Below are 20,264 nucleotides of genomic sequence, written 5' to 3'. Positions count from 1 at the left end.
AGTATAGCAGACAGCGATGGATATCAAGAAAAGTTTGCGTGAAGAAAATGTAAACAATCGAAGGCGAAATAAAAAAGGTTATCAAAAAATTTGCCCCTATACTAGTGGAATTTTGCTATAATGATGAAGGTCGTGAAAATAAGTTAAATTTTTTTGGATTGGTGGTTATTAATTTGGCAGCACGATATGTCATGGGAGTGGATGTCGGTACCACAAGCACAAAAGCCGTACTGTACGAAACGGATGGCTCTGCTTATGAATCAGCGTATGCGCATTATCCATTGATTAAAGAAAATCCCGAAATGGCGGAACAAGACTTGGATGAGATCTTTTCTGCCGTATTGAAAACGATAAAAGCTGTCATAGCGAAGGCGGACTTGGGCCCAACGGATATTGCCGGCATCGGCTTTTCTAGTGCTATGCACAGCTTGATCCTCATGGATGCGGAAGGAATGCCGTTGACGAGGAGTATCACTTGGGCCGATAATCGTTCAAAAAAATACGCAAGCATGCTGAAACATTCCGAAGTGGGCCAGCGTTTTTATGAAAAAACAGGGACACCATTGCACCCAATGTCCCCATTGAACAAGATTCTCTGGCTGAGGGCGGAAAACCCCGAGTTGTTCCAAGCAGCACGCTGGTTCATCGGCATCAAGGAATACATTTTTTGGCGCCTTTTCGGTGAATTCATTGTGGATTATTCCGTTGCATCAGCTACCGGGTTGTTCAATATCCGGGAATTTCGCTGGGATGAGGAAATTCTGGAATTCTGCGGCATCACGAGTCAAATGCTACCGTTGCCGGTAAGTCCTAGCTATCAACTGAGCGGACTCTCGGAAGAAGTGGCAGATTTGCTGGGGCTTGCTGCAGATACTCCTTTTATCGTTGGAGGCAATGACGGTTGTTTAGCCAATTTGGGAATGGGAGCGATTCGCGCGGGTACGGCGACAATCACAATCGGTACGAGTGGTGCGGTCCGGATGACGAGCGATAAACCTTATGTAAGCCCGGAAGGACGGACTTTCAGTTATATCTTGGACGAAAACCATTATGTGAACGGGGGCGCCGTCAACAATGGCGGAAACATTTTTGACTGGGCCATCAAACAATTTATGCCGATGAACATTGCTGATGAAGATCTCTATGACAAAGCGATGGAGATAATCGCAAATGTTGCGCCGGGAGCGGATGGGTTGGTTTTTCATCCTTATCTGAATGGAGAAAGGGCGCCTTTATGGAATGCGGATGCCAGAGGGAATTTCAGCGGCATCAACATGCTGCATACGAAAGAACATTTTTTGCGCTCCGTTTTGGAGGGCATCTGCCTGAACCTGAAGGATGTGCTTGCGGCAGTCATCCCGATGAACGGCGAGCCAACAAAAATTATGGCCAGCGGAGGCTTTTCGCGCGCCCAGGTTTGGCGTCAAATCTTGACGGATGTGATCGGCATGCCGATCGAATTCCCGGAAACATTCGAAAGTTCCTGTACAGGTGCCGCTTTAATCACGCTGAAGAGTTTGGGTTTGGTGGAATCCGTGGATGATGCGGAGGAAATGATGGGCGCCTCAATCGAGCATCAACCGAATGAAGAGAGTAAGTCTATCTATGCAGCGATGTTCCCACGTTACCAAGAGATGAGTAAGCTTTTGCAGGAGTTCTATACACAAAAATAAATCGGAATCAAAAGAAAAGACAAAGCCACAAATTTTCAGTGGCTTTGTCTTTTTTTTGTCTACTCGTTACTGTTTACTGGTTGCTCTAAGGCGCTTTCGATTAGCTTTGTCATTTTCTTTGGTGAAGTGATCGGGGCAAAACGTTTGATGATTTCGCCATCGCGGCCGATCAAGAATTTCGTGAAATTCCATTTGATAGCGCCGCCACCGGTCTGCTCGACCAAATATTTGTAGACCGGATCTGCATTGTCTCCGTTCACTTCTATCTTATCGAAAATCGGAAAAGTGACGCCGTAATTGAGTCGGCAGAATTCAGCTGCTTCAGTGCCGTTCAATGGTTCTTGGTTATTGAATTGGTTGGATGGAAATCCCAAAATGATAAAATTTTGGTCTTTGTATTTTTCGTAAAGTTCTTCCAGTTCATCCAATTGACCCACTAACCCGCACTTAGAAGCTGTATTGACGATGCAGATGACTTTGCCTTTGTATTGTTCCAATGATACAGATGACTGATCTGTTTTAGTTGCTGAATATTCATAAATGGACATAATGAAGGACTCCTTTTGTTATGCTACTTATAGGTGCTGAAACATAGTATAAACAACAATGTAAAGGATTGCAAAATAAATGCCCGCGTCAAAATTGAAGGAGATATGACAGTTTGATGAGAAATGATGAAATTGTAACAGTAATTTCTATAAATGACTGTTTTTTTATTCTTGTTTGCTGTATGATAGTTGAGTATTATAAATCGAATCTGGAGGGATTTTTTTTGGACATGTTTGAAGGCTTAAGCCAAAAAATCGTAGGAAAAAAAATAAAAATCGTTTTCCCGGAAGGCTTAGAACCAAGAATTTTAGGGGCAGTCGTTCGTCTTAAAGCGGAAGATTTAGTTGAACCAATCGTTATCGGAAATGTGGATGCAGTTAAAGAAGCTGCAAAAGGCCGCGGATTCAGACTGAATGGCATCAAAATCATCGACCCAGCTGATTATGCTGAACTCGATGAAATGGTTGCATCTTTTGTCACTCGCCGTAACGGTAAAATCACTGAAGAACAAGCTAGACAGTTGTTGTTGGATGAGAATTATTTCGGAACAATGATGGTACACATGGGCTTAGCCGATGGTCTGGTGAGCGGTGCTGTTCACTCTACAGGTGATACTGTCCGTCCTGCGCTTCAAATCATCAAAACAAAACCAGGCGTAAGCCGCACAAGCGGTGCTTTCATCATGCTCCGTGGTACTGAAAGATTCCTGTTTGCTGACTGCGCAATCAACATCAATCCAAATGCACAAGAACTTGCTGAAATCGCAGTGGAAAGTGCTAAGACGGCTGAAATGTTTGAAATTCAACCAAACGTTGCTTTGATGAGCTTCTCAACAAAAGGCTCAGCAGCATCACCGGAAGTCGACAAAGTCGTGGAAGCTACAAGAATCGCAAAAGAATTGGCACCTCAATATAACATCGACGGCGAATTGCAATTCGATGCTGCTTTCTCTGAAATAGTAGCTAAACAAAAAGCACCTGGCTCAACTGTAGCTGGTCAAGCTAAAGTATTCATTTTCCCTGAAATCCAATCAGGAAACATCGGCTACAAGATCGCACAACGTTTCGGCGGGTTCGAAGCAGTAGGCCCGATCTTGCAAGGCTTGAACAAACCGATTTCCGATTTGTCACGCGGTTGTAACGAAGAAGATGTCTACAAAACAGCCATCATCACAGCAAATCAAACATTACTTGATTAATAAAACAATGGAAAGCCTGAATCAAATCGGGCTTTCCTTTTTTTGTTGTGCTTGAAAATCGGCCATCCGTAAAAAAAAGGTGCATTCCGGAGTGAATATTCCTATAATAAGGAATGGAATAAAATAAATCGGTGAAGATGGGGGCAAATTCAGGATGTTCACCTTACAAGCAAAGAATGAAGAAGAAACGATGTTGATAGCCGCACAACTGGCGCAGCTATTGGAACCCAAAGATGTCATCCTCCTTGAAGGGAATTTAGGTGCAGGCAAAACCACCTTTACAAAAGGCTTAGCAAAGGGTCTTGGCATTGACACAGTTATAAAAAGCCCCACTTATACTTTGATAAGAGAGTACACAAAGGGCAGGTTACCGCTTTACCATATGGACGTCTATCGTTTGGAGGATATCGGCGGGGATGAACTTGGCTTCGAAGAATATCTCTACGGGAATGGTGTTTCGGTGATCGAGTGGGCAAAGTTCATCGAAGAAGAATTGCCGGATGCGTATTTGACGATCCGTTTGGTTCCTACCGGGGAATTTTTTGAAAACCGGGAAATCACTTTTCTCCCTACTGGAGAACGATACGCCACTTTAGTCGAAACACTACAGGCAATACTCACGAAAGAAGGAAAATAGCATGCGCAAAAGAGAAAAAGTCGAAATCATGATCCGGGAAGCCATCCCTGCAGATGCGAAGGACATCATTGCTTTCAGCAGAAAAACCGGCGCCGAAACGCCCTATCTGGCATATGGGGCTGAAGGCTTGGAATTATCCGAAGCCTTCGAAGAATTGTATCTGGAAGATTTGATGGAGAAAGACAACAATGTGATGCTGATTGCGACGATAAACAACAAACAATTGATTGGCTTGGCGTCCGTCGGGGCAGTGGATAAACCGAAACTTAGACACATAGGGGAAGTCGGTATCACCGTCGAGAAGGATTATTGGGGATTCGGGATCGGATCGGTTCTGATGGAGGAAATCGAAATTTGGGCAACAGAGAGCGGCGTCATCCGCCGTTTGGAGTTGACAGTCCACGGTGAAAACGAACGGGCCATCCACCTCTATGAAAAAATGGGTTACCAACAAGAAGCCGTGATGCCGCGTGCTATGCTGATTGATGGGGAATTCATTGATGGCGTATTGATGAGTCTGATGGTCGACTAATATGCAAGCAAAGAATGACGGTTTCGGTGAAAAGTTCGGCAAAAACTTTTTGCTTAAATCGTCATTTTTCGCTTGACATGATAACGCTTACATGTTATTGTAAATATACAAAGAGAGACATACTAAGTTAAACAAAGAAACACAAAAGAGTATGCGACTCTTTCAGGAAAATCCTTCAAAAAGATTTTCCGGTTAACAGCTTTTCAGTTAAGCTGTTAATGCAAAATCTTAGATGGTTCGGAATTTGTGTTCTAGATGCATTTCTAAGACATGAAAACTTGAACCATTCTAAGATTAATAAACAGTAGATTTCATTTGAGCAGCTAGAAGCGAAAGCTTACATGACTTGCCTGAAAGACAAGCATAACTAGTATTGAAAAGTTCGTAGATCATTAAGATTGAACAATCAATGAAGCAAAGATGAGGCTACTGATTTAGGAGGAAGTGTTCCGATTGTTGGAGCACTTCCTTTTTATTTTGGAGTTTAGCAGCCACCGTATTTTGTTGCGTACGAAATTTGCATATATGAGGAAACAAGTTATTGCACACAAATGACTTGCATCCGGTCGCTCTTTACGCTATCCTTTAAAACGTAATCGTTACGATTTGTGGCGAGCAATAATTATCCGATTTCGGATAGTCATCAAAGAGAAGGCGGAGGGGAAAATAAATGAATCAAAAAAAGAGTATGAAGTGGGCGTTGTCGCTATTGGGGACAGCAGCACTATTGGCTGGTTGCGGAGCAGCCGAGAGCACAACAGAAAATACAAAGTCGGACAAGCTGCAAGTCGTCACGACCTTTTATCCGATGTACGATTTTACGAAACAGGTCACGCAGGACGATGCCGAGGTGAGTCTGCTATTGGAAGCCGGAATGGAGGTCCATTCCTTTGAGCCATCGAGCCAGATGATCGCCGAAATCCAGGATGCAGATGTTTTCATTTACAACAGTCCTGAGATGGAGACATGGGTACCGGATGTTCTGGCTTCTATCGACACTTCGGATATAGTGGTTATTTGTGCAAGTGATGCAATCACGTTGTTGGAATACGAAGGCGAGGCCCACGCGCATGATCACGAATCCGAGGAAGAAGATGCGGAGACTGGGCATACCCATACTGTCGATCCTCACGTGTGGTTGGATCCTGTGCTGGCGCAGACTGAGGTAACGACGATTGCGGAAGGATTGGCAGATGCAGATGCGGACCATGCTGAAAATTATCTAAAGAATGCCGAAACGTATATCGGACAATTGAACGAATTGGATGAAGCCTACCGTGCTGCTTTTGAGGGAGCGGAAAACCGCACTTTCGTGACACAGCATGCGGCCTTCGCTTACTTGGCGGCCCGCTATGAACTTAATCAGATCTCTGTAACGGGTCTGAATGCCGAAAGTGAGCCAAGCGCGGCAGCTTTGGCGACACTTTCCGATTACGTGAAAGCGAACAATATTTCGCACATCTATTTTGAAAAAAATGCTTCTTCACATACTGCGGAGACACTTGCCGAAGAGGTTGGTGTGGAATTGGCTGTATTGAGTCCTCTGGAAGGCATTACCGAAGAAGATCAGAAAAATGGTTCGGATTATATTTCGGTCATGCTGGAAAATCTTGAAGCATTGAAGCAAAGCATCAACTGATCCTTTCTTTCCAGCGGCCGGCGCAGTTAATCCGAATAACTGATAACATCAACAGATGCAGAAGTGTTATCATTCCTCGTTGTGGCATTTGGCGTGTTATGATTTGGGTGAGAAAAGACTGCAGAAAAAGCTTACAATGAAAATCGGAAAACAGTCGAACAACATGCACTTGTTTCAGTCAATGGGAAGATATTGTCGGACAAGGAGGAAACGTTATGCTTTTTAACGATCGGAAAGAAGCCGGCATTCTGCTGGCCGAAGCTTTGGAGAAGTACCGCGGAGAAGATATCGTCGTATTTGCATTGCCGCGAGGGGGAGTGCCTTTGGGTGTGGAGATCGCAAAAAAATTGGCGGCACCGCTTGATCTGCTCATCACGAAAAAAATCGGGCACCCGTTCAATCCTGAATATGCCATCGGGGCCATCACAGAGGATGCGGACCCAATCTTCAATCCGGGCGAGCATGGGGTATTGGACCAGAATTGGTTGGAATGGGAGCTGAAGCGGCTTCGCCAGGAAATCAAACGGCGCAGGGAAACGTATGTCGGTGCAGCGAACATCCAATCGTTGGAAGGCAAAACGGCCATCATCGTGGATGACGGCATCGCGACCGGCTTCACGATGTTCGCCTCAATAGCAGCACTTAAAAAGCGGAATCCGAAACGCATCATTGTGGCCATCCCGGTCACACCGGAGGATACCGCGAAAAAGATGGACCAAATGGTGGATGCAGTCGTTGCTTTGGAGCGGACGGATGACTATCTCGGCGCTGTGGGTGCCTATTATGTCCATTTCGATCAGCTCGACGACGCGGAAGTCGTCTCTTTACTGCGAAGCATGCATGTGAAGGAGGGGAAGGCAGATGAGTGATCCAGAAAAGGCAGTGCAGATAACTGGCGCTGGCGTCCTATTGAACGGTGATCTGGTTTTGCACAAAGACGCGAAAGGGCTCGTCATTTTTGCCCATGGCAGTGGGAGCAGTCGACACAGCGTTCGCAACAAATATGTGGCCAGTGTGCTGCGAGCGCACGGTTTAGCTACATTGTTGCTGGATCTGTTGACGGAAGCGGAGAGCGAATGGACCGACAAACGTTTCGACATCGATTTGTTAGCCCAGCGGTTGACGCTTGCGGAAAACTGGGTAAAGCAGCAGGATGAAACAAAACAGTTACCAATCGGGTATTTCGGATCCAGCACCGGCGCGGCTGCTGCTTTGCAATCAGCTGCAGTGCTAGGTGATGAAATCAAGGCCGTCGTATCGCGGGGCGGACGTCCGGATTTGGCCAGAGAGCATCTGGCTAAGGTCAGAGCCCCGACGCTGTTGTTGTTGGGCGGCTATGATGACGAAGTGATTGAATTGAATGAGCAAGCCTATGCTTTGTTGAACTGCGAGAAGGAAATGGTCATCATTCCGGGGGCAACCCATCTTTTTGAAGAAGCTGGTACCCTTGAACAGGTCGCCGAGTTGGCTGCGCAATGGTTTGTGAAGCAGCTTCCGGAAAAATAAGACCGGTAGCTGTAAGTTCAGGCCGGATAACAAAAATAAGCAGGACACCCTTCAGCTGAAAGGTGTCCTGCTTATTTTTTATGAAAACTTCAGCTTGTGCTTGCTCTCAATAATGTCGATCACTTGGATTCAGGATCATAGGTCCAGCCGTGATCGTTGTGGTAAATCATCAGCTTGGACATCCCGCCGTCGACAGTGAAATTCTGTCCGGTTATGAAGCCGGTTGCGTCACTGCAGAGGAAACGGATTGTCTGCACAATGTCGTCGGGCACGCCGACTCGGCCGACTGGATGTTGCAAAAGATCAGCGGCATCGTAGTCCGGCTGATAATCCTCATCTTTATGGAAGGAACCCGTGTCGATCCAACCAGGACTGATGGAATTGACGCGGGCTTTTCCGGCCAATGAAATGCTGAGCGCATGCGTCAATGCCAAGATTCCACCTTTAGCTGCCGAATAACTTTCGGTGTCCTGCTGCGACATGAAACCGCGGCTGGATGCGATGTTTACGACAGAAGCATCAGCTGTGAACACCGGCAAAAGCAAACTCGTCAATAAGTATGGCGCCGTGACGCCCAAAGCCAAGACATAATTGAAGTCCTGATAGGAACATTCTGAAAGGATCCCCTTTTTGCTGATGCAGGCGTTGTTCACCAGATAATCGACTTTTCCGAAGCGTTGCTTGACGGCTTCCGCGAAAACGTGAAGGGCAGCTTCCTCCGCAATGTCCCCGTGATGGAAATAAACGTCGTTCGCTTCGAAACGGGAAACGATTTTTTCGCTGGCTTCCTGATCCGTGTCCACGAATGCGACAGCGGCACCTGCATTTAAAAATGATTCTACGGTGGCACGGCCGATGCCGTTCGCTCCGCCGGTCACCACGACCACACGATTTTGAAAATCCATATGCCATTCCTCCTGACTGATTGATGATTCAATTATCCCGCGTACTATAGCGAAAGCTTTAGCGATACCGGGCAATGGTCGCTGCCGAAGATATTTTCATGGATATCCGCGTCTGCCAAGGCATCCTTCAAAGCGTCCGACACTAGGAAGTAGTCGATCCGCCAACCGGCATTGTTTTTTCGGGCGTTGAATCGGTAACTCCACCACGAATATCTTCCTTCCGCCTCCGGATGGAAATAGCGGAAAGTATCGATGAAACCGTTGGCGATCACTTCGCTGAACTTGGCGCGTTCTTCGTCTGAAAAGCCTGCATTCTTACGGTTTGTTTTCCAATTCTTCAGATCGATATTTTCGTGGGCAACGTTCAGATCGCCGCAGACGATGACTGGTTTTTCTGTTTCAAGGCCTTTCAGAAAAGCCAGAAAGGATATCTCCCAATCCATCCGGTAATCCAATCGCTTCAGTTGTTCCTGTGAGTTGGGTGTGTAGACAGTGACCAAGTAGAAGTCGGCATACTCCAAGGTGATGACGCGGCCTTCCGAATCGTGTGCGGCAGCGCCTATGCCCAACTTGACAGAAAGCGGTGTGTGCTTTGTGAAGATGGCCGTACCGGAATAGCCTTTGCGATCCGCATAATTCCAATAGGACTCATACCCGGGGAACGCAAGATCAATCTGACCTTCCTGCAATTTCGTTTCTTGCAGACAGAAGAAATCGGCATCGAAGTCCGAAAAAATATCCGTAAAATTCTTGTTTACTATGGCCCGCAAGCCGTTGACGTTCCATGAGACAAATTTTAGATCCATTTTATGTTCACCTGCCCTAACGCAACGCGATCATATAGTAAAGGAACAGGATGAAGAGGAGAAGATTGATGGCGGCCAGTGTCCACTTCATTTTCGGCTCTGGGATGTTCAGCGCAAAAATCGTTCCGACGATCGGCAAAAACAGCGACAATATCAACGAGGTCGTAGATACGGAGCCGGGGTCCTTGGTAGTGAAGAGGTAAAGAGGGTAAAGAATGGACAATATTGTGAATGTGATTCCGTTTCTTGTTTGTTTCGGTTGCATGGAGCAGCCTCCTTTTTCTGTTATCTGTAATATTTTACCATATCTGTGCTTTCGGATCGCAAGGAAGAAGACTGAATTCGCGCTCAAAAACGAAAATGGTTTCCTTCTATCTAACAAAGGTATTTCAAATTCATTAAATTGTAAATTTTTTCATAAACTTGTGTTAAAATAGCATGAACAGGTGCGGATTCGCTTTTAGTTAAAATATGATTAATAAATGATTAGAATAATATAATTAATTGCTGCCGCTTACTTATTTGATACAAATCCGCATCAAGTGATGTTAGAATGGACTACATAAATAAAATTAGTGGGTGAAATGCATGTTGGGGACGGAAATAAAACAACAGTTTCCTGAAACGATCGTTAAAGAGAATGAAAACTTATCATATTATACATACACAAAAACAGGTGGCCCGGCAGATGTGCTGGTCTTTCCGAAAACCAAAGATGAAGTTGCGGCAATTGTCGCATGGGTAAATGAAAAACAGGTGCCTTTGACCGTTTTGGGTAATTCCAGCAATGTCATCATCAAGGATGGTGGGATCCGTGGCATCGTGATGATACTGACGGAAATGGACCACATGGAAGTGAAACGCCAACGGTTGATCGTCCAGAGTGGCGCACGCCTGATTGATGCTTCCCGGATGGCCTTGGCTGAGCGGTTGAGCGGCTTAGAATTCGCATGCGGCATTCCCGGCAGCGTCGGCGGAGCGGTCTACATGAATGCCGGAGCATATGACGGTGAAGTCGAAGAAGTCATCGAATCCGTAGTGGTGATCACTCGCGAAGGCAAAATCAAAACCTACGAGAAGAATGAACTTGAGTTTTCCTATCGCCACAGCAAGCTGCAGGAAACGAACGAAATCGTTCTGGAAGTTGTCTTCCACCTGGAAAAAGGCAAGCAGGAAACAATCAAAGCCCGAATGGATGAATTGACGGCTTTGCGCGAATCGAAACAACCATTGGAATATCCTTCATGCGGCAGCGTCTTCAAACGGCCGACCGGGTATTTCACAGGTAAATTGATACAAGAAGCCGGCCTGCAAGGATTGACTTGGGGCGGGGCACAGGTGTCGATGAAGCATGCAGGCTTTATCGTGAACATCAACAGTGCCACAGCGACCGATTACATTGAACTGATTGCACATATCAAAGATGTCATAATGGAACATTATGCTGTGCCATTGGAAACGGAAGTCCGGATCATCGGGGAAGATACAGTGGCAAGCGTATAGGTGAAAAGAAGGCTGGGTGTGAACATTCAGCTCTTTTTTTGGATAGCACTTAATTATTATTTTTTGAAATAGAGGAAGAACGGCCGTCCAGGATGTGGTAGCTGCAGTAACCAGCACAGCTACTGCCTACTGGTATGAAGCTGTTCTGTAACAAAATAATGAAGGAGGACAGCCCATGCGAAGACCACTGATATCTTTTCAGAACTTTAGTTTCACCTATTCAGATCAAAAGGAACCGACTTTAGAAGAACTGAATGTCACCATCTACGAAGGAGAAAAAATACTTGTGCTCGGTCCTAGCGGCTCCGGGAAAACGACCTTTGCCCGCTGCCTTACAGGCGTATTGCCGAGTGAAGCGAACGGCGATGCGAGTGGAAACATCCTCTTTCACCATCAGGTCGATCAAACCCTTGCCCCCTTTGAAGATTTTCTTCCGAATGAAATGAAACTAGTCAAAAATAGTCTGATTCCCCACGCGGAACAGATGGGCAAATTTGGAGTGAAGCAACACGTCCCGTTCCGTACAGCGGATGATGTGAAAAAAATGGATAATTGGCATGATTTTTTGAAGAAACGCCCGTATTTGAAGCGCAGTTTCATGAAATTGTCGGAACAGCAGTTAGGTGATATCACGATGGCCGGTATTTCCTTGGATGGCAAACCTGTGATTTTATTCGATGAGCCATTGGCGAATCTGGACCCGAGTTCCGGGGATTTGGCCATGAAATTCATCGATGATCTGCATCGCGTCAGCGACACGACCGTCCTTATCATTGAACACAGATTGGAAGATGTTTTGGCGCAACCGATCGATCGCATCCTGCTTTTTTCCGGTGGGCGGATCATCGCGGACGCGACGCCGGAGGAAATCCTCCGTAGCGAAATTCTGAGCGACATCGGCATCCGGGAGCCACTGTACATCACGGCTATGCGTTATGCCGGAGTCGATCTGGATAATGTACGGGAACTGGCGAACGCAAAGAAAGTGAACGGACCGCAATTAAAGGAACAGATGGAAAGCTGGCTGAATTATCTGCCGCAATTCCGGTATCCCGATTATGATGAAGTACTTCTGGAGCTGGATGGCTTATCTTTCAAATATCCTTGGAACGACAAGGACATCGTCGACGGTGCCTTTCTGCGCATCTACAAAGGGGAAATGATCAGCCTTGTCGGTGCGAACGGCGCCGGGAAATCAACGCTTTCCCGTTTGATGACCGGTGAAGAGAAACCGCAGAGTGGCCACATCTATTGGAAGGGCAATGAAATCAGCGACATCGATGCGGATGAAGCGGAAAACTATGTCGGCTACGTCCCGCAGAACCCGAAAGACAGTCTCTCACAGGAAACCGTTTATGAAGAGATAGCCCTAAAAATGAAACAGCGCAACATGCCAAAAGAAGAGATCCAAAGGAAAGTCGATGAAGTTGCGAAAGTCTGCGGACTGCAATACATCAAAGACTTGCCGTTATCGATGCTGAGTTTCGGCCAACTGAAACGGGTGTCAATCGCAGCCGTCTTGGCGCTGAATCCGGAATTGATCATCTTGGATGAGCCGGCAGCGGGGCAGGATTTCAGCCATTACAAAGACATCATGCATTTCCTCCAGCGGATCCACCAGAACGGTGTGACCGTCGTGATCGTAACGCATGACATGCATCTGATGCTGGAATACACCCGCAGAGCAGTAGTTATGGCCAAAGGAAAAATCGTGGCTGACACGAGTTCCGCTTTTGTCCTCATCAATCCGAGGCTGATCCAGATCGCCTCATTGAAAGAGACCACCTTGTTCACCTTCGCCAATCAGATCGGAATGACTGATCCGTATTCCTTTACGGAAAAATTCGTCTACTACGATCGGGCTGCGCGTCTGTTCTGATGAAATCCATATAAGTTCCAAACGTCAGAAGGATCATTTCTGGCGTTTTTTGTTCGGTTTTTTTCTGGAAAAGGTGCGACTTCTTATATAATAATAGTGTTTTGTGCTAACATGATAGTGATGTGTGAATATCCGATTGCCTATCCGCAGTCGGAGTGAACGTTCGGTGCCCATAAATAAACGATAAAGGCGGGAGAAAATGACTGAAAAACCAATCATTACTTTGGAGAATGTAAAAAAAGTATACGATGATGAAACTGTATTGCACGATATTAACTTTGAGCTTGAAAAAGGCAAATTCTATACCCTTTTGGGACCATCCGGATGCGGAAAAACGACGATTCTGCGTTTGATCGCGGGGTTTGCGGACGCAACGGAAGGCATCATCAAAATCAATGGCGAAACTGTCAATGATATACCGGCGAACCGACGCAAGGTCAATACCGTTTTCCAGGACTACGCGTTGTTCCCCCACATGAATGTTTTCGATAATATCGCATTCGGGCTGACGATCAAGAAAATGCCTAAGGATCAGGTCAAGCTGAAAGTGGAGGAAGCCCTAAAAATGGTTCAACTTGAGGGCTATGAAAACCGTGAAATCAGCGAAATGTCAGGCGGACAGCAACAGCGTGTCGCAATTGCGCGGGCAATCGTCAACGAACCGGATGTGTTGCTGTTGGACGAGCCTTTGTCGGCTTTGGACTTGAAGCTGCGCACGGACATGCAGTATGAGCTGAGGGAGCTACAGCAGCGCCTTGGCATCACCTTTATTTTTGTTACGCACGATCAGGAAGAGGCGTTGGCCATGAGCGATTGGATTTTCGTCATGAACAAAGGCGCGATTGTTCAGAGCGGCACACCTGTGGATATTTATGACGAGCCGATAGACCGTTTCGTCGCGGATTTCATTGGCGAAAGCAATATCGTTCCGGGGACGATGGTTGAGGACTATAAAGTCAGCTTCGTCGGCAAGGAGTTTGAATGTTCCGATGCCGGGATCACGCCGGGTGAAAAAATCGAAATCGTCATCCGACCGGAAGATTTGGAACTGACGACTGTCGAAAATGGGAAATTGGTCGTGACTATTGACACGCAGCTGTTCCGCGGCGTCCACTACGAAATTATCGGCTACGACAAGGATGGAAACGAGTGGATGATCCATTCCACCAAGCGCGCGGAAATCGGCAAAGATGTCGGGCTCCATTTCGGTCCGCAGGATATCCATGTCATGCGTCTGGGTGAATCCGAAGAAGAGTTCGATGCCCGCCTCGAGAGCTATGAAGAGTAGGGGGAAAGAGATATGACGAAAAATTCTAGAGCATTCTATTCGATTCCTTACGTGCTGTGGCTGGGGTTGTTTGTAATCTCCCCGATGTTGTTGATTCTGTACCAATCGTTTTTCGATATCACCGGGGATTTCACATTTTCCAACTACGCGACCTATTTCAGCTCGGGCAATTATTTGCGGATGACGTTTAATTCGTTCCTTTATGCGTTCATCATTACCCTCGTGACTTTCCTGATCAGTTATCCGACGGCGCTGATCCTGAGTCGGACGAAACACAAGCAACTTTGGCTGTCCTTGATCATTCTGCCGACCTGGATCAATCTTTTACTGAAAGCTTATGCCTTTATCGGTTTGTTCAGTCAGAGTGGGACGGTCAATCAGTTCCTTGGCTTCATGGGCATAAGTCCCCAACAGATTCTGTTCACGGACTTCAGTTTCATTTTCGTGGCGGCTTACATCGAGCTGCCTTTCATGATCCTGCCGATCTTCAATTCGATTGAAGAACTGAAACCGTCCCTTATCATAGCCAGCGAAGACTTGGGTGCGACAAGGATGCAGACTTTGACGCGGGTCATCTTTCCTTTGACACTGAGCGGCGTACGCAGCGGCTTTCAGGCAGTCTTCATCCCGTCGTTGTCGCTGTTCATGCTGACGCGTCTGATCGGTGGAAACCGGGTCATCACTTTGGGAACTGCTGTGGAGCAGCATTTTCTCGTCACACAGAACTGGGGAATGGGCTCCACAATCGGCGTAATCCTGATCATCAGCATGATTGCCATCATGTCCCTGACAAGTGACAAAAAGAAGAAAGGCAGGGGAGTCAAATGAAGGCAACAACCAATACCAAATGGAACAATGCGTTCCTTGCGCTTGTTTTCGCCTTGATGTACCTGCCGATCTTTTATCTGATTTTTTATTCATTCAATGCCGGCGGGACCATGAATGCCTTTACTGGCTTCACGTGGGAGCATTACCAAACCGTGTTTGAGGACACGCGCTTGATCGGAATCGTAATGAACACATTTTTGGTAGCTTTGCTTTCGGCCCTCATCGCAACTGTGATTGGCACAATGGGTGCAATCTATATTTATTACTCAAAAAAACGCAGCACCAAGAATACGCTCTTGAGTCTGAACAATGTGCTGATGGTTTCTCCTGACGTCATCATCGGGGCAAGCCTTTTGATCCTTTTCACCATGCTTGGCTTTTCGTTGGGCTTCTCCTCGGTGCTGCTGTCGCACATCGCTTTTTCAATCCCTATCGTGGTGTTGATGGTGCTGCCGAAGCTTTATGAAATGAACGATTCGATGATCAGTGCGGCCCAGGACTTGGGCGCAAGCAGCGGCCAGGTTTTTAGCAGAATACTGATCCCGAGCATCACTCCGGGAATACTGAGCGGTTTCTTCATGGCCTTCACATATTCCTTGGATGATTTTGCGGTGACCTTTTTCGTGACCGGGAACGGCTTCACCACTTTGGCGGTGGAAATTTACTCGCGGGCCAGACGCGGTGTCAGCCTGGAAATCAATGCGCTCAGTGCGCTGATGTTCCTGTTCACGCTGCTTTTGGTCTTGGGCTACTATTTCATTCAACAATACGGGCATAATAAACGTGCGCAGCAATTAAAGGCGATCGGGAAACGCGCCGGTTCGGATAGGGCGGTGAAACACGGATGAAAAAATTAATGGGAATGGCGGTTGCTGTGTTGCTTACTTGTGCGGCCATCGCTCTTGGAATAATCTCTTTGAATAGAGCGCAAGGTTTTTCGGACGAGAATACGCTGACGATCTACAACTGGGGCGACTATATTGAACCGGAGTTGATCACAAAATTCGAAGAGGAATCCGGATATAAAGTTTCTTATGAAACGTTCGATTCGAACGAGGCGATGTACACTAAAGTCAAACAGGGCGGGACGGCCTACGATCTGAGCATCCCTTCAGAGTACATGATAGACAAAATGGCTGAAGAGGGCTTGCTGATTGAACTGGACCATTCGAAGATTGAAGGTCTGGAGAATATCGATCCGCGCTTCCTGAATTTGCCGTTCGACGAAGGCAACAAATACTCCATCCCTTATTTCTGGGGAACTTTGGGAATCATCTACAACGATAAAATGGTTTCGGAAGAGATCACTTCCTGGTCCGATTTGTGGGATCCTCGCTATGTGAACAGTCTGCTTCTGATCGACGGGGCGCGTGAAGTGATGGGGTTGGGCCTCCAGAGCGAAGGCTACTCGCTGAACGAAACGGACCCGATGATCTTGATGGAGATCGCTGAGAAACTGAAGGACATCACGCCGAACGTTAAGGCGATTGTTGCCGATGAAATCAAGATGTACATGATCCAGGAAGAAGCGGCCATCGCCGTGACTTTCTCAGGTGAAGCCAGCGAGATGCTTTGGGAAAACGAAAATCTTCATTATGTGATCCCTGAGGAGGGTTCCAATCTCTGGTTCGACAATATCGTCATCCCGAAGACCGCCAGAAATATCGAAGGCGCTTATGCTTTCATCAATTTCATGCTGGAACCTGAGAATGCGGCCATCAATGCGGAATACGTCGGCTACGCCACACCGAATAAAACCGCCATCGAGCTGATGGATCCCGAAATCACTAGCGATGAACAGTTTTATCCGTCCGATGAAATCATGGACAAACTCGAAGTCTACGAAAACTTGGGAGCTAAAACTCTGGGGACGTATAATGATTTATTTCTTGAAATTAAAATGTTCAGAAAATAATAAAGAAATAACTAGAAAATACGGAAAACCAATAATCTCACAATTAAATGAATTGGCGATTTTATCTACCAAAGACGACTGAAAGGTCGTTTTTTTTGTAGAGAAAAACATTGACTTAATCTTAAGGTTAAGAGGTAAGATTGCATAGAGACATACAAGAATTTCATTTAAGCGAGGCGGCATAATGAGAAAGAGAATCTTGCTAACTTTCATAACCGTTGCTATTAGTCTATTAGCCGCTTGCTTTAGACAAACGTCTGAAATCGTTGAAACAGGTATGAAGGCAGGACTACAGGTTAGTCAATCATCAGAAAATGGTATTGAGACAGGAGAAGACAAAATGGAGATACAAGTTCAAGATAACACGCATACTGTTGTATTTATGTTAAATAATAGTGTTGCAGCAGAATCGCTCTATAATCAGCTTCCCTTGAAAATAATGGTGGAGACTTATGGGAACAACGAAAAAATATTTTATCCGCCAACAAAACTTAATACCAGTAACACTCCAAGTGCAGAAGGTCCTGCGGGCACACTTGCCTATTTCGAAACATGGGGAAATGTCGTCATGTATTATGGCAGCTTTGGACGTTATCGGGGATTGTATGATTTGGGAACAGCTATCTCAGGGGGAGAAGATATCAAAGAATTGACAGGGGAAATATCTGTCACCAAGGTTTCTGATTGAAATCAGTTGGATTGTATTGGTTTGGCAGCCGCATTCACTTTATACTCAAAAAGTCTGTCGAAGAAATTCCGCTTCACAATCCGCGCAAGGTTGTGCTATCATTAAAATAAGATTAAAAGAAAGAAGGGAATCTCTTGACTAAATTCATCAGTTCAGACAAAGCGCCCGCAGCAATCGGTCCTTATTCGCAAGGAACCAGAAAAAATGGCTTCATTTTTTCATCCGGACAATTACCGATCGATATGGAAACGAAGGAACTTGTTTCTGACCCTGCTGCAGCGACAACAGCAAGCTTAAACAACGTGTTGACGATTGTCAAAGCGGGCGGCGGCTCGTTGGAATCAATCGTGAAAGTCAACGTGTTCGTAAAGGACATCAATGATTTTGACGCCATCAACGGCGCGTACACTGCATTCTTCGGCGAACATAAACCAGCTCGTTCTTTGGTGCAGGTTGCCGCTTTACCGAAAGATGCCGTCATCGAAATAGAAGCCATCGCAGCAAAAGACTAAAAAATGAGGCTGTATCTGAACCAGAATAGGATTTTCTGGCTTAGATACGGCCTCTTTTGTTTGGGAATTGAATTTACGCTCGGAGATTCCCCGTCAAAATCCATTTGGCGGGGTAAAATGTCCAAGGGCAACATGAGATTCCCCGTCAAAACCTATTTGGTGGGGTAAAACGTCAACGGACAATACGAGATTCCCCGCCAAAACCCATTTCGCGGGGAATCCCGCTACCAAACCACAAATAAGATGCTGCCTCTTTACTAGGCAGCATCTTATTTGCGGTTTATTTAGTCATTTAAAGCAACAACCTGAAACCGTTATTCGAACGGATTCGCTTTAGCCAGGGGCTGGTCATCCACCCATTCCGGCTTGATTTCCAGCTGCTGACCGAAGATCATCATTTTCAGGCGGACACCTTCACGAGTGGCTGCGAGGCCGCCCAATCCGGTTTCGCGCAGGGAGGCAGGAAGGTTTTTCCCGACCTTGCGCATCGCTTCAATCACATCGTCGGCGGGGATTTTGTTCGTCAGCCCGGCCAAGGCCATATCTGCGCTGATTAGGGCATTGACTGCACCGATCGCATTGCGCTTGACGCAGGGAATCTCGACCAGTCCGGCAACCGGATCGCAGACAAGGCCGAGCAGATTGCTGATCGCCATTGCCATCGCTTCCGAAGCCTGCTCCGGTGTGCCACCTGCGATTTCGACAGCCGCAGCGGCCGCCATTCCGGATGCGCTCCCGACTTCGGCTTGGCATCCTCCGGCGGCACCGGAGATCATCGCGTTGTTGGCAATCACCATGCCAAAGCCGCTGGCGCAGAACAGCATCTGGACCATCTGTTCCTCCGTCAATCCCAGTTTATCCTTGATTGCGAACATCAAACCGGGCAAAGTCCCCGATGAGCCGGCAGTCGGTGTTGCGCAGATGATCCCCAACGAAGCGTTGACTTCATTCGTTGCGATGGCGCTCTCCACAGCAATCAGCAGGTCGTCTCCGGAAAGCGTATGGCCGCGTTGACGATAGTTCCGCAGTTTCACGGCTTCGCCGCCGGTCAATCCAGTGGGGGAAAACACGCCATCCCCAGCTAATCCTTTTTCGATTGCGGCTTTCATGACATGGTAATTGTTGCGCATCTGTTCCCAAATTTCCGTGCGCGTCCGGTGGCTCTTGGCCATTTCCTGCAGCAGCATCAATTCGGAAATCGGCTTGCCGCTTTCCTCCGCGGCAGTAACCAGTTCTGCAATCTTGTTGTACAAAGCGGTATTCCTTCTTTCCTAACTGATCAGTATTGCCTTTTCAATGAAAGGCATCTCGTTGATTTCGTAGATTATTTCTTTAGTGGGAACCGTATCCAGATAGAGGACGACCCATTCGGTATCACTTTCCCTAAAAATACGGATATCATTCAGCGGGTAGCCTTTGAATGCAAAATAATTCTGCCATTCCGCTTCGCTGTAAAGATGGTATTGGAGCGTATTCTGATGGATAAAATAAATAGGCAGTTGCGCATCCAATCGCATCGAGAAGTTGTCGATGTCGACTTGGTTCAGAACAATCGAACCGCCCCCGATGGAACTGCCCGTGATGGATATTTTTTTCTTATCCCGTTCCAACACCATGGTGGCTGTGTTTGGATGGCCGACGGGAGAGTCGCCGATCTCTTCGATGAATGTCACGGCTATCTTTTGGGATTCGGCCATTTTGAGGGATTGCGGGATCAGCGGATCATCCGCCGCAAAACCGAGTATTCCGCCAAGGATCGCAAAATCGGTGCCGTGACCGAGATGGGTATCCGCGAACGATTCGTAGTAATGGATTGTGACTTTTTTCGGCTTGACCTCGAACAGCTGCGCCGCCGCTTTCCCCAATGCCAGAGCGCCTGCAGTATGCGAACTGGAAGGGCCGACCATTATCGGACCGATGATATCGAAAATGCTTCTGAATGTATGGCTCATACCGATCCCCTTTCCTTATTGGTTCATGAAAGCTTGCCTCTCATTATAGCGAAAAGGCTGTCGAAATGACAGAACACCAACACGCTTTTTAGCAGATTCTAATGGTATGCGAGAAAATATCTAGCAAGTAAATCACCTGAATAATGTGTGCCCTGTTTTTGATTCATCCATAAAATGAAATTTTCATGTGGGAACAAAAAAGCTCTCTCATTATCGGCATTCCAGCATAGTAACGCTTCCTTTCCGTATGATAT

21 protein-coding genes are annotated in these 20,264 nt (G+C 46.7%); 15 read left to right on the top strand and 6 right to left on the bottom strand.

All coding sequences use genetic code 11. From position 1 onward, the window contains the following. Positions 1 to 173: 173 nt before the first annotated feature. A complete protein-coding gene (locus tag WBM30_RS11225; protein ID WP_424900796.1) occupies positions 174 to 1,673 on the top strand; it encodes a gluconokinase in 1,500 nt (499 codons plus the stop codon). Positions 1,674 to 1,732: 59 nt separating this feature from the next. Here the strand turns inward: WBM30_RS11225 and WBM30_RS11220 are convergent, their stop codons facing one another. Further along, a complete protein-coding gene (locus WBM30_RS11220; RefSeq protein ID WP_424900795.1) occupies positions 1,733 to 2,221 on the bottom strand; it encodes a glutathione peroxidase in 489 nt (162 codons plus the stop codon). A gap of 224 nt (positions 2,222 to 2,445) precedes the next feature. On the opposite strand from WBM30_RS11220, the gene pta reads away from it, so the two are divergent. From pta to WBM30_RS11190, 6 genes are all read left to right on the top strand, one after another. Next, positions 2,446 to 3,420 (top strand): phosphate acetyltransferase, encoded by a 975-nt coding sequence (gene pta, locus WBM30_RS11215; RefSeq protein WP_424900794.1) that lies wholly within the window; start codon positions 2,446 to 2,448, stop codon positions 3,418 to 3,420. Between the two features lie 154 nt (positions 3,421 to 3,574). Then, positions 3,575 to 4,057, top strand: coding sequence for a tRNA (adenosine(37)-N6)-threonylcarbamoyltransferase complex ATPase subunit type 1 TsaE (tsaE, locus tag WBM30_RS11210; protein ID WP_424900793.1), 483 nt, complete (start codon positions 3,575 to 3,577; stop codon positions 4,055 to 4,057). A gap of 1 nt (position 4,058) precedes the next feature. Further along, complete coding sequence (locus WBM30_RS11205; RefSeq protein WP_424900792.1) at positions 4,059 to 4,589, top strand: N-acetyltransferase family protein; 531 nt, start codon at positions 4,059 to 4,061, stop codon at positions 4,587 to 4,589. A gap of 670 nt (positions 4,590 to 5,259) precedes the next feature. Further along, positions 5,260 to 6,228, top strand: coding sequence for a metal ABC transporter substrate-binding protein (locus WBM30_RS11200; protein WP_424900791.1), 969 nt, complete (start codon positions 5,260 to 5,262; stop codon positions 6,226 to 6,228). A gap of 215 nt (positions 6,229 to 6,443) precedes the next feature. Beyond that, positions 6,444 to 7,097 carry a phosphoribosyltransferase gene (locus WBM30_RS11195; RefSeq protein ID WP_424900790.1) on the top strand — a complete coding sequence of 218 codons (654 nt, stop codon included), beginning with the start codon at positions 6,444 to 6,446 and terminating at the stop codon, positions 7,095 to 7,097. Then, positions 7,090 to 7,734 carry a dienelactone hydrolase family protein gene (locus WBM30_RS11190; protein WP_424900789.1) on the top strand — a complete coding sequence of 215 codons (645 nt, stop codon included), beginning with the start codon at positions 7,090 to 7,092 and terminating at the stop codon, positions 7,732 to 7,734. Before WBM30_RS11195 ends, WBM30_RS11190 begins: the two co-directional genes overlap by 8 nt. A 119-nt stretch (positions 7,735 to 7,853) precedes the next feature. Here WBM30_RS11190 and WBM30_RS11185 read toward each other — a convergent pair whose 3' ends face one another. From WBM30_RS11185 to WBM30_RS11175, 3 genes are read right to left on the bottom strand one after another with little or no spacing between them, the layout of a single operon-like run. Continuing rightward, positions 7,854 to 8,639, bottom strand: coding sequence for an SDR family oxidoreductase (locus tag WBM30_RS11185; protein WP_424900788.1), 786 nt, complete (start codon positions 8,637 to 8,639; stop codon positions 7,854 to 7,856). Positions 8,640 to 8,683: 44 nt separating this feature from the next. Further along, entirely contained in the window at positions 8,684 to 9,445 is a 762-nt protein-coding gene (locus WBM30_RS11180) for an exodeoxyribonuclease III (RefSeq protein ID WP_424900787.1), read from the bottom strand. A gap of 16 nt (positions 9,446 to 9,461) precedes the next feature. Beyond that, the gene (locus tag WBM30_RS11175; protein WP_424900786.1) at positions 9,462 to 9,710 is read right to left on the bottom strand and encodes a hypothetical protein; all 249 of its coding nucleotides are present in this window, start codon (positions 9,708 to 9,710) and stop codon (positions 9,462 to 9,464) included. Between the two features lie 323 nt (positions 9,711 to 10,033). On the opposite strand from WBM30_RS11175, the gene murB reads away from it, so the two are divergent. From murB to WBM30_RS11135, 8 genes are all read left to right on the top strand, one after another. Beyond that, positions 10,034 to 10,948, top strand: a complete 915-nt coding sequence (murB, locus tag WBM30_RS11170; RefSeq protein ID WP_424900785.1) for a UDP-N-acetylmuramate dehydrogenase — start codon at positions 10,034 to 10,036, stop codon at positions 10,946 to 10,948. A gap of 175 nt (positions 10,949 to 11,123) precedes the next feature. After that, on the top strand, positions 11,124 to 12,827 hold the full coding sequence (locus WBM30_RS11165; protein WP_424900784.1) for an ABC transporter ATP-binding protein: 1,704 nt from the start codon (positions 11,124 to 11,126) through the stop codon (positions 12,825 to 12,827). A 199-nt stretch (positions 12,828 to 13,026) separates the two neighbouring features. Next, the gene (locus WBM30_RS11160; RefSeq protein WP_424900783.1) at positions 13,027 to 14,115 is read left to right on the top strand and encodes an ABC transporter ATP-binding protein; all 1,089 of its coding nucleotides are present in this window, start codon (positions 13,027 to 13,029) and stop codon (positions 14,113 to 14,115) included. A gap of 12 nt (positions 14,116 to 14,127) precedes the next feature. Beyond that, the gene (locus WBM30_RS11155; RefSeq protein WP_424900782.1) at positions 14,128 to 14,943 is read left to right on the top strand and encodes an ABC transporter permease; all 816 of its coding nucleotides are present in this window, start codon (positions 14,128 to 14,130) and stop codon (positions 14,941 to 14,943) included. Further along, entirely contained in the window at positions 14,940 to 15,791 is an 852-nt protein-coding gene (locus tag WBM30_RS11150; RefSeq protein WP_424900781.1) for an ABC transporter permease, read from the top strand. The genes WBM30_RS11155 and WBM30_RS11150 overlap by 4 nt, the downstream gene beginning before the upstream one ends. Continuing rightward, on the top strand, positions 15,788 to 16,858 hold the full coding sequence (locus WBM30_RS11145) for an ABC transporter substrate-binding protein (protein WP_424900780.1): 1,071 nt from the start codon (positions 15,788 to 15,790) through the stop codon (positions 16,856 to 16,858). Before WBM30_RS11150 ends, WBM30_RS11145 begins: the two co-directional genes overlap by 4 nt. 184 nt (positions 16,859 to 17,042) lie before the next feature. Further along, entirely contained in the window at positions 17,043 to 17,546 is a 504-nt protein-coding gene (locus tag WBM30_RS11140; protein ID WP_424900779.1) for a cyclophilin-like fold protein, read from the top strand. Between the two features lie 134 nt (positions 17,547 to 17,680). Continuing rightward, positions 17,681 to 18,058: a RidA family protein gene (locus WBM30_RS11135; protein WP_272162323.1), complete on the top strand. Its 378-nt coding sequence runs from the start codon at positions 17,681 to 17,683 to the stop codon at positions 18,056 to 18,058. A 314-nt stretch (positions 18,059 to 18,372) separates the two neighbouring features. Here the strand turns inward: WBM30_RS11135 and sdaAA are convergent, their stop codons facing one another. Beyond that, the gene (gene sdaAA / locus WBM30_RS11130) at positions 18,373 to 19,311 is read right to left on the bottom strand and encodes an L-serine ammonia-lyase, iron-sulfur-dependent, subunit alpha (RefSeq protein WP_424900778.1); all 939 of its coding nucleotides are present in this window, start codon (positions 19,309 to 19,311) and stop codon (positions 18,373 to 18,375) included. Between the two features lie 18 nt (positions 19,312 to 19,329). Next, positions 19,330 to 20,010, bottom strand: coding sequence for a serine dehydratase beta chain (locus WBM30_RS11125; RefSeq protein WP_424900777.1), 681 nt, complete (start codon positions 20,008 to 20,010; stop codon positions 19,330 to 19,332). Positions 20,011 to 20,264 lie beyond the last annotated feature (254 nt).

This window comes from Trichococcus sp. (assembly GCF_049684335.1).
Taxonomy (GTDB): Bacteria; Bacillota; Bacilli; order Lactobacillales; family Aerococcaceae; genus Trichococcus.
Note: the sequence above shows the minus strand (reverse complement) of the source record. Positions and strands in the feature narration are given on the sequence as shown.